This window comes from Shinella zoogloeoides, assembly GCF_033705735.1.
In the GTDB taxonomy this organism is placed as follows: domain Bacteria; phylum Pseudomonadota; class Alphaproteobacteria; order Rhizobiales; family Rhizobiaceae; genus Shinella; species Shinella zoogloeoides_A.
Map to the genome: position 1 here is coordinate 523,703 of NZ_CP131130.1, position 13,383 is coordinate 537,085.

Annotated in this window: 12 protein-coding genes; 5 read left to right on the top strand and 7 right to left on the bottom strand. The window is 67.5% G+C overall.

Annotated elements, in window-relative coordinates:
• Positions 1-4: 4 nt before the first annotated feature.
• From ShzoTeo12_RS02580 to ShzoTeo12_RS02590, 3 genes are all read left to right on the top strand, one after another.
• Positions 5-1,390 (top strand): multicopper oxidase family protein, encoded by a 1,386-nt coding sequence (locus tag ShzoTeo12_RS02580; RefSeq protein ID WP_318911177.1) that lies wholly within the window; start codon positions 5-7, stop codon positions 1,388-1,390.
• 67 nt (positions 1,391-1,457) lie between these two features.
• Positions 1,458-1,835: an MbcA/ParS/Xre antitoxin family protein gene (locus ShzoTeo12_RS02585; RefSeq protein ID WP_119258167.1), complete on the top strand. Its 378-nt coding sequence runs from the start codon at positions 1,458-1,460 to the stop codon at positions 1,833-1,835.
• Positions 1,795-2,544: an RES family NAD+ phosphorylase gene (locus ShzoTeo12_RS02590; protein ID WP_318911178.1), complete on the top strand. Its 750-nt coding sequence runs from the start codon at positions 1,795-1,797 to the stop codon at positions 2,542-2,544. The genes ShzoTeo12_RS02585 and ShzoTeo12_RS02590 overlap by 41 nt, the downstream gene beginning before the upstream one ends.
• Before the next feature lie 192 nt (positions 2,545-2,736).
• On the opposite strand, the gene ShzoTeo12_RS02595 is transcribed toward ShzoTeo12_RS02590, so the two are convergent.
• Together ShzoTeo12_RS02595 and ShzoTeo12_RS02600 are read right to left on the bottom strand one after the other, a co-directional pair.
• Positions 2,737-4,257 carry an ABC-F family ATP-binding cassette domain-containing protein gene (locus ShzoTeo12_RS02595; RefSeq protein ID WP_318911179.1) on the bottom strand — a complete coding sequence of 507 codons (1,521 nt, stop codon included), beginning with the start codon at positions 4,255-4,257 and terminating at the stop codon, positions 2,737-2,739.
• Positions 4,258-4,872: 615 nt separating this feature from the next.
• Complete coding sequence (locus ShzoTeo12_RS02600) at positions 4,873-6,423, bottom strand: helicase HerA-like C-terminal domain-containing protein (RefSeq protein WP_119258234.1); 1,551 nt, start codon at positions 6,421-6,423, stop codon at positions 4,873-4,875.
• Positions 6,424-6,666: 243 nt separating this feature from the next.
• On the opposite strand from ShzoTeo12_RS02600, the gene ShzoTeo12_RS02605 reads away from it, so the two are divergent.
• Positions 6,667-7,059 (top strand): hypothetical protein, encoded by a 393-nt coding sequence (locus tag ShzoTeo12_RS02605; RefSeq protein ID WP_119258171.1) that lies wholly within the window; start codon positions 6,667-6,669, stop codon positions 7,057-7,059.
• A 320-nt stretch (positions 7,060-7,379) separates the two neighbouring features.
• Here ShzoTeo12_RS02605 and ShzoTeo12_RS02610 read toward each other — a convergent pair whose 3' ends face one another.
• The 3 genes from ShzoTeo12_RS02610 to ShzoTeo12_RS02620 form a co-directional block, all read right to left on the bottom strand.
• Complete coding sequence (locus ShzoTeo12_RS02610) at positions 7,380-8,534, bottom strand: MFS transporter (RefSeq protein WP_318911180.1); 1,155 nt, start codon at positions 8,532-8,534, stop codon at positions 7,380-7,382.
• Positions 8,535-8,814: 280 nt separating this feature from the next.
• On the bottom strand, positions 8,815-9,648 hold the full coding sequence (locus ShzoTeo12_RS02615; protein WP_318911181.1) for an aldo/keto reductase: 834 nt from the start codon (positions 9,646-9,648) through the stop codon (positions 8,815-8,817).
• Positions 9,649-9,718: 70 nt separating this feature from the next.
• Positions 9,719-10,912: an MFS transporter gene (locus ShzoTeo12_RS02620; RefSeq protein WP_318911182.1), complete on the bottom strand. Its 1,194-nt coding sequence runs from the start codon at positions 10,910-10,912 to the stop codon at positions 9,719-9,721.
• A 137-nt stretch (positions 10,913-11,049) separates the two neighbouring features.
• Here ShzoTeo12_RS02620 and ShzoTeo12_RS02625 point away from each other — a divergent pair, with 137 nt between their 5' ends.
• Entirely contained in the window at positions 11,050-11,940 is an 891-nt protein-coding gene (locus ShzoTeo12_RS02625; RefSeq protein ID WP_318911183.1) for a LysR family transcriptional regulator, read from the top strand.
• 3 nt (positions 11,941-11,943) lie between these two features.
• Here the strand turns inward: ShzoTeo12_RS02625 and tam are convergent, their stop codons facing one another.
• Together tam and ShzoTeo12_RS02635 are read right to left on the bottom strand one after the other, a co-directional pair.
• Positions 11,944-12,717: a trans-aconitate 2-methyltransferase gene (tam, locus tag ShzoTeo12_RS02630; protein ID WP_318911184.1), complete on the bottom strand. Its 774-nt coding sequence runs from the start codon at positions 12,715-12,717 to the stop codon at positions 11,944-11,946.
• A 1-nt stretch (position 12,718) separates the two neighbouring features.
• Positions 12,719-13,369 carry a haloacid dehalogenase type II gene (locus ShzoTeo12_RS02635; RefSeq protein ID WP_318911185.1) on the bottom strand — a complete coding sequence of 217 codons (651 nt, stop codon included), beginning with the start codon at positions 13,367-13,369 and terminating at the stop codon, positions 12,719-12,721.
• Positions 13,370-13,383 lie beyond the last annotated feature (14 nt).

A 13,383-nucleotide genomic window follows, 5' to 3' on the forward strand; every position in this document is an offset into this window, starting at 1 on the left:
CGCCATGCTGACACGCCGCACGCTGTTGAAGAGCACTCTTGCCGCCGGGGCCTATGCCGGCGGGCTCGGCCTTGCCGGGTATTTCGGCGGCATTGCCAGCGCGAAGGCCGCCATGCCGCTCGTCGCCCGCCGCACCGAGGCGCTGATCACCGACAAGGGCCCGACGAAGGGCGCCATGACCTATGGCGAGGCGGAGATCCCGCCGGTGCTGCGCATGCGCCGCGGCGAACTCTTCAACCTGCGCCTCGACAACCAGTTGGACGAGCCGACGACGATCCACTGGCACGGCCTTCGCATCGACAACCGCATGGACGGCGTGCCCTTCCTCACGCAGCCCTATGTCTATGGCGGCGACGGCTTCGACTATGCCTTCACCCCGCCCGATGCCGGCACCTTCTGGTATCACCCCCATTGCAACACGCTGGAGCAGATGGGCCGCGGCCTTGCCGGCCTCGTCGTCGTGGAGGACCCGGCCGACCCGGTCTTCGACGCCGAGATCGTGCTGAACCTTCGCGACTGGCGGCTCGGCGGCGACGGGCAGTTCATCGCCCAGTTCCGCCCGCGCGATGCCGCCCGCGCCGGCACCTTCGGCACCGTTCGCACCGCCAACTGGCGCCGGGAGCCGCAATATGACGCGCCGGCCGGCGGCCTCGTGCGCCTGCGCCTTGCCGCCACCGACGTCACCCGCATCCTCGCCCTCGTCGTCGACGGGGCGGCGGCCGAGGTCATCGCCGCCGACGGCAATCCCGTGGCCGAGCGTTTCGCGCTGGACCATCTCCTTGTCGGCCCCGGCCAGCGTCTCGATCTCGTGCTGCGCATGCCGGACGGCGAAGGCGCGGTCGCGGTCCTCAAGGACCTGCGCGGCACGAAGCCGGCCACGCTCGCCACCTTCCGCGCCACCGGTGCCTCGCTGAAGCGGGACATCAGGGACCTGCCGGCGCTGGCCGCCAATCCCATGGCCGAGCCCGATCTGTCCGCCGCCACGCAGCTTCCCTTCATCCTCAGCGCCTCGGCGGAGGAACGGCCGAAGGACGGCATCTGCGGCTCGCTCGGCTATAATTTCTGGGCGATCAACAAGGTGCCGTGGGCGGACGACACGGGCGACCCGACCGCCCCGCTCGCCGAGATGAAGACGGGCCGGACCTATGTCTTCAACGTCGAGAACCCAACGCCGCAGGCCCACCCGCTGCACCTGCACGGCCTCGCCTTCCGGCCGATGAACTCCAACAAGCAGGCCGTCCGCCCGCATTTCACCGATACCTACCTCATCCTGCCGGACGAGAAGGTGCAGCTCGCCCTCGTCGCCGACAATCCCGGCGACTGGGTGTTCCATTGCCACATCATCGAGCACCAGAAGACCGGCATGACGAGTTACGTCCGGGTGGCGTGAGGCCAGATCGCATCTTGTCATGGGAAATATAAAGCCTATATTGTTTCCCATGAAAGGAGATCGCCCCATGCAGCGCAAACCCCTCTTGCAAGCCAATGCCGAAGGCACCGTGCTCACCAAGGCGACCGTGCGCGCGGCGGACGGGCTGGGGCTGACGGCGCGCATCCTCTCGGCGGTCATCGGCGTTTCCGAGGCGACGGTCTCGCGGCTGAAGCGGCAGGACGTGCTGCTGGAGCGCGGCACCAAGCCCTTCGAGCTTGCCGTGCTGCTCGTGCGCCTCTTCCGCTCGCTCGATGCCATCACCGGCGGCGACGAGCGCGTCGCCCGCGCCTGGATGACGGCCGACAACACCGTGCTCGGCGCCCGCCCCGTCGACCGCATCGTCTCCATTGCAGGCCTTGTCGATGTCCTTGCCTATCTGGACGCCCGCCGCGCTCTCGTCTGAGGCGCGGCCTTTCAAGGGCGGCGTCTGGCGGTTCGTCGAGGCGCAGCACCGCGTCTCGACCCTGAAGCTCGTCGATACGCTGGACGAGCAGGCGCTTCTCGAGGACCTTCTGGAAGAGAGCAAGCCGGTCCTGCCGCCCGAATGCGCCGGGCTCGACTATCTGCTGGCCACGCCCTTCCGCTACGGCGCCGTCTATCCGCACGGCTCGCGCTTCCGCCGGGCGGGGCGCACGCTCGGCGTCTACTATGCGGCGCTGACGGTGGAGACGGCGCTTGCCGAAATGGCCTTCTACCGCCTGCTGTTCTTTGCCGAATCGCCGGCAACGCCGCTGCCGGGCAACGCCGCCGACTACACCGCATTCCGCGCCGCCGTCGCGACGCAAAGCGCCATCGACCTCACCTTGCCGCCGCTCGACCGCGACGCCGTGCACTGGACGCATCCGACCGACTATGCCGCCTGCCAGTCGCTGGCCGACGGCGCGCGGCAGGGCGGCATCGCCGCCATCCTCTACCGCTCGGTGCGCGATCCCGCCGCCGGCACCAACATGGCCCTCCTGACGGCCGCCGGCTTCGCCGAGCCGCGGCCGGTGGAGCGCCAGACCTGGCGCATCCGCCTCTCCCCCCTCGGCGTGCAGGCTCTCTGCGACCATCCGCCAAGGCGCATCGGCTTTTCCCGCGAGGATTTTCGCGGGGATCCGCGTATCGGGTGAGGCGGGGCCTTTCCACCTCTCTGCCCAAGCGACGCCCGGGCTGCTGACAACCCTTGCCCCGCCCACCGGCGTCATCCTCGGCCTCGTGCCGAGGATCTGCCGACGCGTCGAAAAACCGCGACGGTGGCAGATGCTCGGGACAAGCCCGAGCATGACGAAAGAAAGGGGTGAATTTCGCGAAACCAGTCCCGCTCACGCCAGCATCGCCGTTTCCGCGAAAAAATCCTCCGGCCCGTCCACCTCGATCAGCCTGCGCTTCTCGATCAGCCAGAAGCGGTTCGCCACCGCGCGCACGAAGGCGCGGTCGTGCGAGACGAAGAGGCAGCTTGCCTCCTGCACCGTCAGTTCCCGTTCCAGCGCCTCCTGCCCCTCGATGTCGAGATGGTTGGTCGGCTCGTCGAGCAGGTAGAAGTTCGGGTTGGCGAGCCGCAGCACCAGCATGCCGAGCCGTGCCTTCTGCCCGCCGGAAAGCTGCCCGACCGGCCGCCCCTGCATCTCGACGGAAAAGCCCGCGCCGGCGAGCAGGCTGCGCGCCCGCTGGTCGCCCATGTCGAAACGGTGGATGATCGTGCCATGCGGCGTTTCCCCATCCGAAAGGTCGGACAGCGCCTGGTCGCCATAGCCGAGCACCAGCGAGGGCGTCGGCCTGATGCCAGGCTCGCCCGCGCCCTCGATCGCCTGCCGCAGACGCCGCACCAGCCGCGTCTTGCCGGTGCCGTTGAGGCCGAGCAACACGATGCGGTCGCCCTGGCAGATGAATTTTTGGCCCGTACGGAAGAGAAGCGTGCCGTCCGGCGTGTCCACCGCCGAATCCTCCAGCGTCACCAGCACCTTGGCATGGGTACCGCGATTGGCGAGGCGGATCGCGCCGGCCGAGCGCTCCAGATGCGCCGGTTTCGCCGCCTCCTCGATACGCTCGGCCCGGGCCTTGAGCTGCTTGGTCTTGACCACGAGAAGGTCGCTGCCGGAATTGATGCCGATATTGTTGAGCTTGGCCGCCTGCTGGCGAAGCTGCTGGGCGGTCTTCATGTCCTTCTCAAAGCGTCGTTCCTCCGCCGCATCCGCCTCGTCCAGCGCCACCCGGGCGCGGGAATAGGGCAGCGCGAAGAGCTGCGAGCGCTCGGGGCGCAGGAAAAGCGTGCGGTTCGTCACGGCATCGAGGAAGGCGCGGTCGTGGCTGGAGAGGACGACCGGCATGTCGCGCGGCAGTGTGGCGAGCCAGTTCTCCATCCGGGCGATCTTTTCGAGGTCGAGATGGTTGGTCGGCTCGTCGAGCAGCAGCACGTCCGGCTCGCCGACGCGCACGCGGGCGACGAGCGCGATGCGCTGCCATCCACCGCTCAGCGCAGCCAGCGGCCGCTCGCGCAGCACCTCGGGCACCTCGAGTTCCTCCAGCGTCACATCGGCGCGCCAGCTTTCGCTCTCCTGCTGCTCGGGCGAAAGGGCGTCCAGCACCGCCTCGCGGAAGGTGAGCCTTTCGAGGCCGGCGGGAAGGTTCTGCTCCATATGCCCGACGGTGAGGCCGCGTGCACGGGTGATCTCGCCCGTCGTCGGCTCGAAGGCGCCGGTGATGCATTTCAGCAGCGTGGATTTGCCGCGCCCGTTGGCGGCGACGAGCCCGATGCGGTCGCCGGCGGCGATGGAGAGGTTGAGATTGGCAAAGAGGTCGGTGGACAGCGTGACGCCGAGCGCACGGATATTGATGAGCGACATGGAAATTCTCTGGTCTTCATGGCCCCGCGGCGCGGCGTCAGCCGTCAGGCGCGCGCAAGGGCAGGGGCGTTGATGCGGGCGCAAGGCCGCATCGCCGGATAGGGCAGACCAGAGAGAAGGTGTGTTCGTTCCGATCAGCCCTGCAAACGCATTTGCAGGGCAAGATCAGGGCCATGTGTGCGATGTGGCAGGAAGCCGAACTTCACGGCACAGCCCTCTCTTTCGTGTTGCGAACGGGATATGGGTAGCACCAGATACAGCCATTGGCAACGCCGCCGCCCCTCATCCCGCTGCCGCGACCTTCTCCCCGCAGGCGGGGAGAAGGGGAATCCCGCACAGGTTTCCTGCAAATCGGACGGATGAGAGAAGAGCGCGGCAGTCCCACATGTTCCTTCTCCCCGCTTGCGGGGAGAAGGTGCCGGCAGGCGAATGAGGGGCTATCGCGGCCGCGCTTACGACCAATCGCCGCCACCACCTCGCAAGCGGCGGGATGCTGCCGGTCTCCCAAAAATCGCGCCGATGAAGCTGGAACGCGGCAGCACCACAACTCCCTTCTCCCCGCTTGCGGGGAGAAGGTGCCGGCAGGCGGATGAGGGGCCTGCCAGACCTCGCAGCCTACCGCCGCAGGCTCCCCAGAATTCCCCGCACCAGCGCCCGCCCGAGCGAGGAGGCCACCGTGCGGGCGACGGATTTCATCGCCGCTTCCGCCACCGTCTCGCGCTGGTAGCCCGCACGCGGCTTGGCCTGCTTGGGAGCGGCCGGTTCCTCGTCGCCGAAGCCGGGCAGCGTCCAGCGGCTGCCGCCGGAGGGCTGCTGGCCGGCCTGATCGGCCTCGGCCTGCTGCGCGGCGGCGTCGGCCGCCTTCTTGGCGCGGGCCATCAGGATCTCGTAGGCCGATTCGCGGTCGAAATCCTCGTCGTAGAGGCCGGCGACGGGGCTGACCTTCATGATGTCCTGCCGCTCGGCATCGCTGATCGGCCCGAGGCGCGAGGCCGGCGGGCGAATGAGGGTGCGCTCCACCATGGAGGGCGCGCCCTTGCCTTCGAGCGTGGAGACCAGCGCCTCGCCGGTGCCGAGCTGGGTGATGACGGTGGCGCAGTCGAAATCCGGGTTGGGGCGGAACGTGTCGGCGGCGGTCTTCACCGCCTTCTGCTCGCGCGGCGTATAGGCGCGCAGCGCATGCTGCACGCGGTTGCCGAGCTGGGCGAGCACCGTCTCCGGCACGTCGAGCGGGTTCTGCGTGACGAAATAGACGCCGACGCCCTTCGAGCGGATGAGGCGCACCACCTGCTCGACGCGCTCGATCAGCACCTTGGGCGCATCGTTGAAGAGCAGGTGCGCCTCGTCGAAGAAGAAGACGAGCTTGGGCTTTTCCGGATCGCCCACTTCCGGCAGCACCTCGAAGAGCTCGGAGAGCATCCAGAGCAGGAACGTGCCGTAGAGCCGCGGGTTCATCATCAGCTTGTCGGCGGCGAGCACCGAGATCGCGCCGCGCCCGTCATTGGTGGTGCGCATGATGTCGGAGATCTTCAGCGCCGGCTCGCCGAAGAACTGCACGGCGCCCTGCTGCTCGAGGATCAGCAGCTCGCGCTGGATCGAGCCGACGGAGGCCTTGGAGATGAAGCCGAACTGGTTGGAAAGCGCCGAGGCGTTCTCGCCCATATAGTTGAGCAGCGCCTGAAGGTCCTTCAGGTCGAGCAGCGGCAGGCCGCCCTGGTCGGCGATCTTGAAGGCGATGTTGATGACGCCTTCCTGCGCGTCCGTCGCGTTCATCAGGCGCGACAGCAGGAGCGGCCCCATCTCGGAGATGGTGGTGCGCACCCGGTGGCCCTTCTCGCCGAAGAGGTCCCAGAAGATCACCGGGAACTCCTGGAAGTCGTAGGGTTCCAGTCCGATCTGCTGGGCGCGCTTTTCCAGGAAGTCCTTGGCCTCGCCCATCGCGCCGATGCCGGAAAGGTCGCCCTTCACGTCGGCGCAGAAGACGGGCACGCCCGCATTGGAAAAGCCCTCGGCGAGGATCTGCAGCGTCACGGTCTTGCCGGTGCCGGTCGCGCCGGTGACGAGGCCGTGGCGATTGCCGAACTTCAGCTCCAGATATTCGGGCTTGTTGTTCGTGTCGTCCGGCTTGCGGCTGGTGCCGATATAGAGTTTTCCGTCTTGAAGAATGGAATCCGCCACGTTGAAACTCCTTGGGCTGCCGGTTCTGCGATTCGCGGCAAGGCGTCGCCGCGGCGATGTTTTCATTGAATCGTCGTGCTCAGTTTATAAGGATAGTCCGGCAGGCAAACAACACGCTTTCAAGGCCTTGCCATGGCGGGGTCAAGATGGGAAAGCGCGCCGGGCTCGCTTGAGTTTGCCGGCAAATTCATTTACCTTGACGTTAACGTCAATTCCTTCGGAGGATTTTCCATGAACGATCTCGTCTCCCGCGTTGCCGATGCCGTCGGCATCGATGCCGCCCTTGCCGAAAAGGCGATCGGCATGATGCTCGGTTTCCTGCAGCGCGAGGCGGCCGACGGCCCGGTCGCGAAGATGATCGAGGCCATTCCCGGCGCCTCCGACCTCGTCGCCCAGTATAATGGCGAAGGCGAGGGCAAGGGCCTGCTCGGCGGCCTGATGAGCGCCCTCGGCGCCGGTGGCGGCGTCATGGGCCTCGGCCAGCAGCTGATGAGCCAGGGCCTCGGCATGGGCGAGATCACCGGCCTTGCCAAGGAAACCATCGCGGTCGCCCGCGAGCATGCCGGCAGCGACGTGGTCGACGAAGTCGTTGCCTCGGTTCCGGGCCTCAGCCAGTTCGTCTGATCGGGCGGGGTTGAAGACCCCTCCCCAACCCCTCCCCACAAGGGGGAGGGGCTTACCGTGCCGCACCCTTGGCATTCGATTTTTCGGACGATGAGCAAGCCTCCATCTTTCTCCCCCCTTGTGGGGGAGATGCCCGGCAGGGCAGAGGGGGTGGCCCCGCGCAGCAGGGGCGCTACACGGGAACACCCCTCCCTAAATCCCTCCCCACAAGGGGGAGGGACTTACCGTGCAGCACCCTTGGGATTCAAATTTTGAACGGGAGCAAGCCTCCTCCTTCTCCCCTTGTGGGGGAGATGCCCGGCAGGGCAGAGGGGGCCTTTCTACCGCCGCCGCGCCAGAACCAGCGCCGCGGTGAAGACGGCAAGGCCGAGGCCGACCGAGAGCGGCCCGGCCTTCGGCCCGCCGGCCTCCATGATCGCGCCGGTGACGCTGGAGCCCGCGCCGCTGCCCGCCGCATAGGCGAGCGCGAAAGCCGCGCTGCCGGCCACCAGCATCGCGCCGTTGTAGCGCTCGCCGAGCATGGTGAGCGCGCAGGTATAGAGCGAGAAGGTTGCCGTGCCCATCAGCGCGAAGACGGCGAGGATCGCGATTTCCGATTCCATCGACGGCAGGATGAGATAGCTCGCGGCGGCGACGGTCACGGCGCTCAGCGCCACGCGCTCGCGCGGCAGCTTGTCGAGCATCAGGCCGATGAAGGGCTGGGCGATGGCGGTCGGCAGGGCGAGCACCGTCACGCTGACGGCGGCGAAGGCCTGGCTGTAGCCCATCTTCACGAAATAGACCGGCATGGCGGAGATCGCCGCGATATCGGCGAAGCCGAAGACGAAGACCATGCCGACGAGCAGGGGCGCCGCCCGGAAGAAGCGGAAGACGGCACCCGTCGAGGAGGGCTCCGGCACCGTCCGTGTCGAGAACATCAGCATGCCGGTCGCGAAGGCGACGATGGCGAGATAGACCGCCGTCAGCGCGAAGCCGAGCCCGCCCTCGCTGCCGAGCAGCGGAATGGCGAGCGGCCCCGCGGCGAAGCCGGCGCACATGCCCGCCCCGTAGGCGCCGGAGATCCGGCCGCGCAGCCGGTCCGGGCATGCGGCGCTCAGCCACGCTTCGCCCAGCATGAAGATGAGGCTGGCGAAGAAGCCGAGCAGGAAGCGCGCGCCGAGCCAGACGGCGAAGGACGTGGAGGCGGCGAAGGTGGCAAGGCAGAGCGAGCAGCCGACGAGGCTGGCGATGATCAGCCGGTCGGCCCGCCAGCGCGCGGTGAGGCTGCCGAGCAGCAGCGTCGAGGCTGCAAGCCCACCGGCGAAGGCGAGCGCATTGACCCCGATCAGCGCCGGCGAATAGCCGCGCGATTCCAGCGTCAGCGAGATCAGCGGATAGGTGAGCCCCTGCGCCACGGAAAAGGCGGTGACGCCGAGGATGACGGCGGCAATGGCCGGCCAGTCCGGCGCAAAGACGGTCGGGGACGAGGTCTGCATGAAGGGCTCCCAGCCGCTCGCGGCGCGGCACATCACCCATATCCGGCCGGCGGGCCTTTGGGAAGCCGGCCCGAGGGGCGGCGAGGGTATCGCCATAGGGCAAACCGGTCCACATCCGCCTCTCCCCTCGGGGAGAAGGTGCCGGCAGGCGGGTGAGACGACACGGCAGGCGGGATTCATGATGCGCTAAAGCCGGATGGTGAGGAAAAGCCTCGCATCCGACCCTTAGGGTCCCCCTCTCCCCGACGGGAGAAGGGGATTTTCAAGTAAGGCGTGCCTTTTACGCCGCCTTGTCCCATGCCGGAGCAAGCCCGTCGGGACTGACAATGCGGCCGTCCGGGCGGGCGAGCTTGTGGATGCGCATCATCTCGCCGGGCGTCAGCACGAAGTCGAAGATGGCGAGGTTTTCGGCAAGCCGGCTGTCTGTCGCGGTCTTGGTGAGGGCCACCACGTCCGGCTGCTGCACCAGCCAGCGCAGCGCGACCTGCGCCGCCGACTTGCCGTGTGCCGCGCCGATTTCCTTGAGCACCGGATCGTTCGGTACCTTGCCGTCGGCCATGGCGTAATAGGCGGTCAGCGCCATGCCATAGGTCTCCGCGGCCTCCAGCACCTTCATCTGGTCGAGATAGGGATGGTATTCGACCTGATTGGTGGCAAGCGGCGCAGCGCTGAGGCGCACGGCCTCGGCCATCAGCGCCGTGTTGAAATTGCTGACGCCGATATGTCTGGCAAGGCCCCGCTCGCGCACGGCGTTGAGTTCGCCGATCTGCACCTCGAGCGGCACGGCCTCGTTCGGCCAGTGCAGGAGGAGGAGATCGACATGGTCGGTCTTCAGCTTCTTCAGGCTTTCCTCGACGGAGGCGGCAAAGCGGTCCCTGCCGTAATTGCCGACCCAGACCTTGGTGGTGAGGAAGATGCTGTCGCGGGCGACGCCGGACGTCCGGATGGCCTCGCCGACGGCGGCCTCGTTCTCGTAGATCTGGGCGGTATCGACATGGTTGAAGCCGCTCTGGAGCGCCTTCGGCAGGATCGAAATTACCTCGGCTTCGGGCATGCGGAACGTGCCGAAGCCGAGCTGGGGAATATGGGCGCCATTGGCCCTGACGGTTTTCATGGGTTTTCTCCTTGTGAGGTTGGTGGCCCGCCGGAGCTCTTTGGAGGAACGCCCCGGCGGTCGAAGGGTTTCAGGCGGGCTGGCAGGCGGCGTCCGGCTGGCTGCGTTCGCGCCGGTCGAGCGCGCCGCTGGCAAGGGTCAGGCCGAGCGCGCCGGCAACGAGGATTGCGCCGACCCATGGCGTTGCGCCGAGGCCGAGCGGGGAGGCGACGACCAGGCCGCCGATCCATGCGCCGGCGGCGATGCCGAGATTGAAGGCGGCGATGTTGAGCGCCGATGCGACGTCGACGGCGGCCGGGCGGTGGCGCTGCGCCATGGCGACGACATAGAGCTGGAGACCCGGCACGTTGGCGAAGGACAGGAAGCCGAGCGCGGCGAGGGTGACGAGCGCCAGGGCCGGCGAGGGGGCGGTGAAGGTGAAGAGCACCAGCACGGCGGCCTGCAGGGCGAAGAGCACGACGAGCGCCCGGACGGGATCGCGGTCCGCCACCTTGCCGCCGACGACATTGCCGAGCGCGATGGCCGCGCCATAGAGCACCAGCACGAGGCTGACCGTACTTTCGGAAAGGCCGGTGACCTGCTGCAGCAGCGGCGAGAGGAAGGTGAACGTCACGAAGGTGCCGCCATAGCCGAGCGCCGTCATGGCGAAGACGATCAGCAGGCGGCCGGAGCCGAGCACGCGCACCTGTTCCATGAGGCCGGCCGGCTCCTCGCGCTTGAGGTTTGCCGGCAGCAGGAGGGCGATGGCGGCGAAGGCGACGAGGCCAAGGCCGGCCACGGCCCAGAAGGTGGCGCGCCAGCCGAAGGTCTGGCCGATGAAGGTGCCGAGCGGCACGCCGGTGACGATGGCGACCGTCAGCCCCATGAACATCATGGCGATGGCGGAGGCGCGCTTGTCCGGCGCGACGAGATCGGCCGCTATGGTGGCGCCGACGGAGAAGAAGACGCCATGCGCGAAGGCCGACAGCACCCGGCCGGAAAGCAGCATGCCGTAGCTCGGCGCGAGCGCCGCCAGCGCGTTGCCGGCGATGAAGAGGGCCATGAGGCCGAGGAGCAGCGGCTTGCGGCCGAGCTTTCCGGTAAGCGCCGTCAAAACGGGTGCGCCGAAAGTGACGCCGAGCGCATAGACGGAAACGATAAGGCCGGCGAGCGGCAGGGTGATGTGAAGGTCGGAGGCGACGGTCGGCAGCAGGCCGACGATCACGAATTCCGTGGTGCCGATCGCATAGGCCGCGACGGTCAGGGCAAGGAGGGCAAGTGGCATGGTTCAATCCCCGCGCCCGGTGGCCGGGCGTCCAGTTGGTGGGTGATCAGGTTCGGGACGGAATATGGGGCAGGGCCACTTGCGCGTTAATCGGGGGCAGTGGATAAGCATATGTGAAGTGAATTCACAGGTGATGCATGGATAACCGGGCCGGCGAAATGGAGGTCTTCGTGCTGGCGGCGGAGCTGAAGAGCTTTTCCGCCGCGGGTCGCAAGCTGCGCCTGTCGCCCTCCGCCGTCAGCAAACTCGTCACCCGCATCGAGGACCGGCTCGGCGCGCGGCTTCTCGTGCGCACCACGCGCCGGCTGGAGCTGACGCCGGAAGGTGAGGTCTATCTAGGCCGGGCGCGGCGCATCCTGTCGGAGATTGCAGAGACGGAGCGGATCGTCGCCGAGGGCGCGAAGGTCGTGCCGCGCGGCCCGCTTCGGGTCAATGCGTCGGTGGGCTTCGGCGAGCGCTACATCCTGCCGCTGCTGCCGGCCTTCCTGGCGCTCTACCCTGATATCGAGCTGGACCTGACGCTGACGGACGGGGTGATCGACGTGATCGGCGAGCGCACCGACGTCGCCATCCGCTCCGGGCCGTTACGCGATTCATCGCTGAAGGCGCGCAAGCTGCTGGAAAGCCGCAAGGTCGTCATCGCCTCGCCGGATTATCTTGCAAGATGCGGCACACCGCAGCACCCAGCCGATCTCTCGGCCCACAATTGCCTGCGCTTCAACTTCCGCCGCAGCATGGACGACTGGCCCTTCCTGTCGGAAGAGGGCGCCGCCGAGCCCTATGAGATCACCGGTAACATGCTGGTCTCCAGCGGCGCGATCCTGCGCCAGCTCTGCCTCGATGGCCTCGGCCTCGGCCGCATCGGCCGCTTCCATGTCGAGCCCGACATCGCCGCCGGCACGCTGGTGCCGGTGCTGGAGGCCTTCAATCCCGGTGATATCGAGATCGTGCACGCCGTCTTCGCCGGCCACGAGCATCTGGCCGCGCGCATTCGCGCCTTCATCGATTTTCTCGTGGAGAAGATCTGAGGTTCAGGCCTTCACCGCGATGATGAAGAGCCGCGGGAAGCGCAGCAGGCGCCGCCCGTCCGCCATCGGCCGGTAGGCCTTGCCGATGCGCGCCTCGTAATCCGCAAGGAAGCCGTCGCGCTCTTGCGCCGGGATACGGTCGAGATAGGGGCGCAGCCCCGTGCCCTTGACCCATTCGACGATGGCGGCCGCATCCGGCATCGGGTGGTTGTAGGCGGTGTGCCAGACGTCGACACGCGCCGCCTTCGGCCCGAGCGCATCGAAATAGGCGGCGGGGCCGGGCAGCGGCTTGCGGCGCGGCGTGCCCTCGGCAAAGGCGCTGTGCCAGGGGCCGGCCAGCGCGCTTTCCTCCATCAGGAGATGGGAGGGTTCGGAAAGATTGTCCGGCATCTGCACGGCTAGCACGCCGCCGGGGCGAAGTCCGTCCATCAGCCGCGTCATCAGCGCCACATGATCGGGCAGCCACTGGAAGACGGCATTGGCGAAGAGCAGGGCGGCCGGCTCCGGCGGCTGCCATTCGGCAAGGTCGCATTCGACGAAATCCACGCCCGGCAGGCGCTGGCGCGCCGCCTTCAGCATGTCGGCCGCGCTGTCGACGCCGCGCACGCCCCGGCCGGGGAAACGCCTGACCAGCAGTTCCGTCGAATTGCCGGGGCCGCAACCGAGGTCATAGACCGTGCCGGCCCGGAGATCGGCGGGCACCTGGGCGAGAAGGTCGGCGGCCGGGCGCGTGCGCTCGTCCTCGAATTTCAGGTACTGTGCGGCGGACCAGGCCATCTTACAGGCTCTCCAGCGAAGGCAGGATCAGGGACGGGCCGAGGTCGAAATATTCGTCCGGCATGTTGGACCGGTTGATCCAGACGGTGCGGAAGCCGAATTTCGTCGCCCCGGCAATGTCCCAGCGGTTGGAGGACTGGAAGGAGACGGCATTCGGATAGAGCCGGTAATTCGTCGTCACCAGATCGTAGACGGCCGGGGCGGTCTTGTAGGTCTTCAGCGCATCCACCGAGAAGATGTCGTCGATCACGGTATCGAGCGCCGCATTCTTCACCGCCGAGGCCAGCATGGCGGGCGAGCCGTTGGAAAGGATGGCGATATGCGCGCCGCGCTGCTTCAGCGCCTTCAGCACGGCCGGCACTTCCGGATAGCAGTCGAGCTTCCAGTAGGCGTCGAGCAGCTTTTGCCGCAGCGAGGGATCGACGCCGCCGATGCGCTGGAACGTATAGTCGAGCGCCTGTTCGGTGAGCTGCCAGAAATCCGCATAGGCGCCCATCAGCGCCCGCGTCCAGGAATATTCGAGCTGCTTGGCGCGCCAGATCTCGGAGAAGATCTGGTAGTTCGGCCCCACATCCCCCGCATGCCGCCGCACCGCCGCATGCACATCGAACAGCGTGCCATAGGCGTCGAACACATAGGCGGCATGGGACATGGCTGCGATTCTCC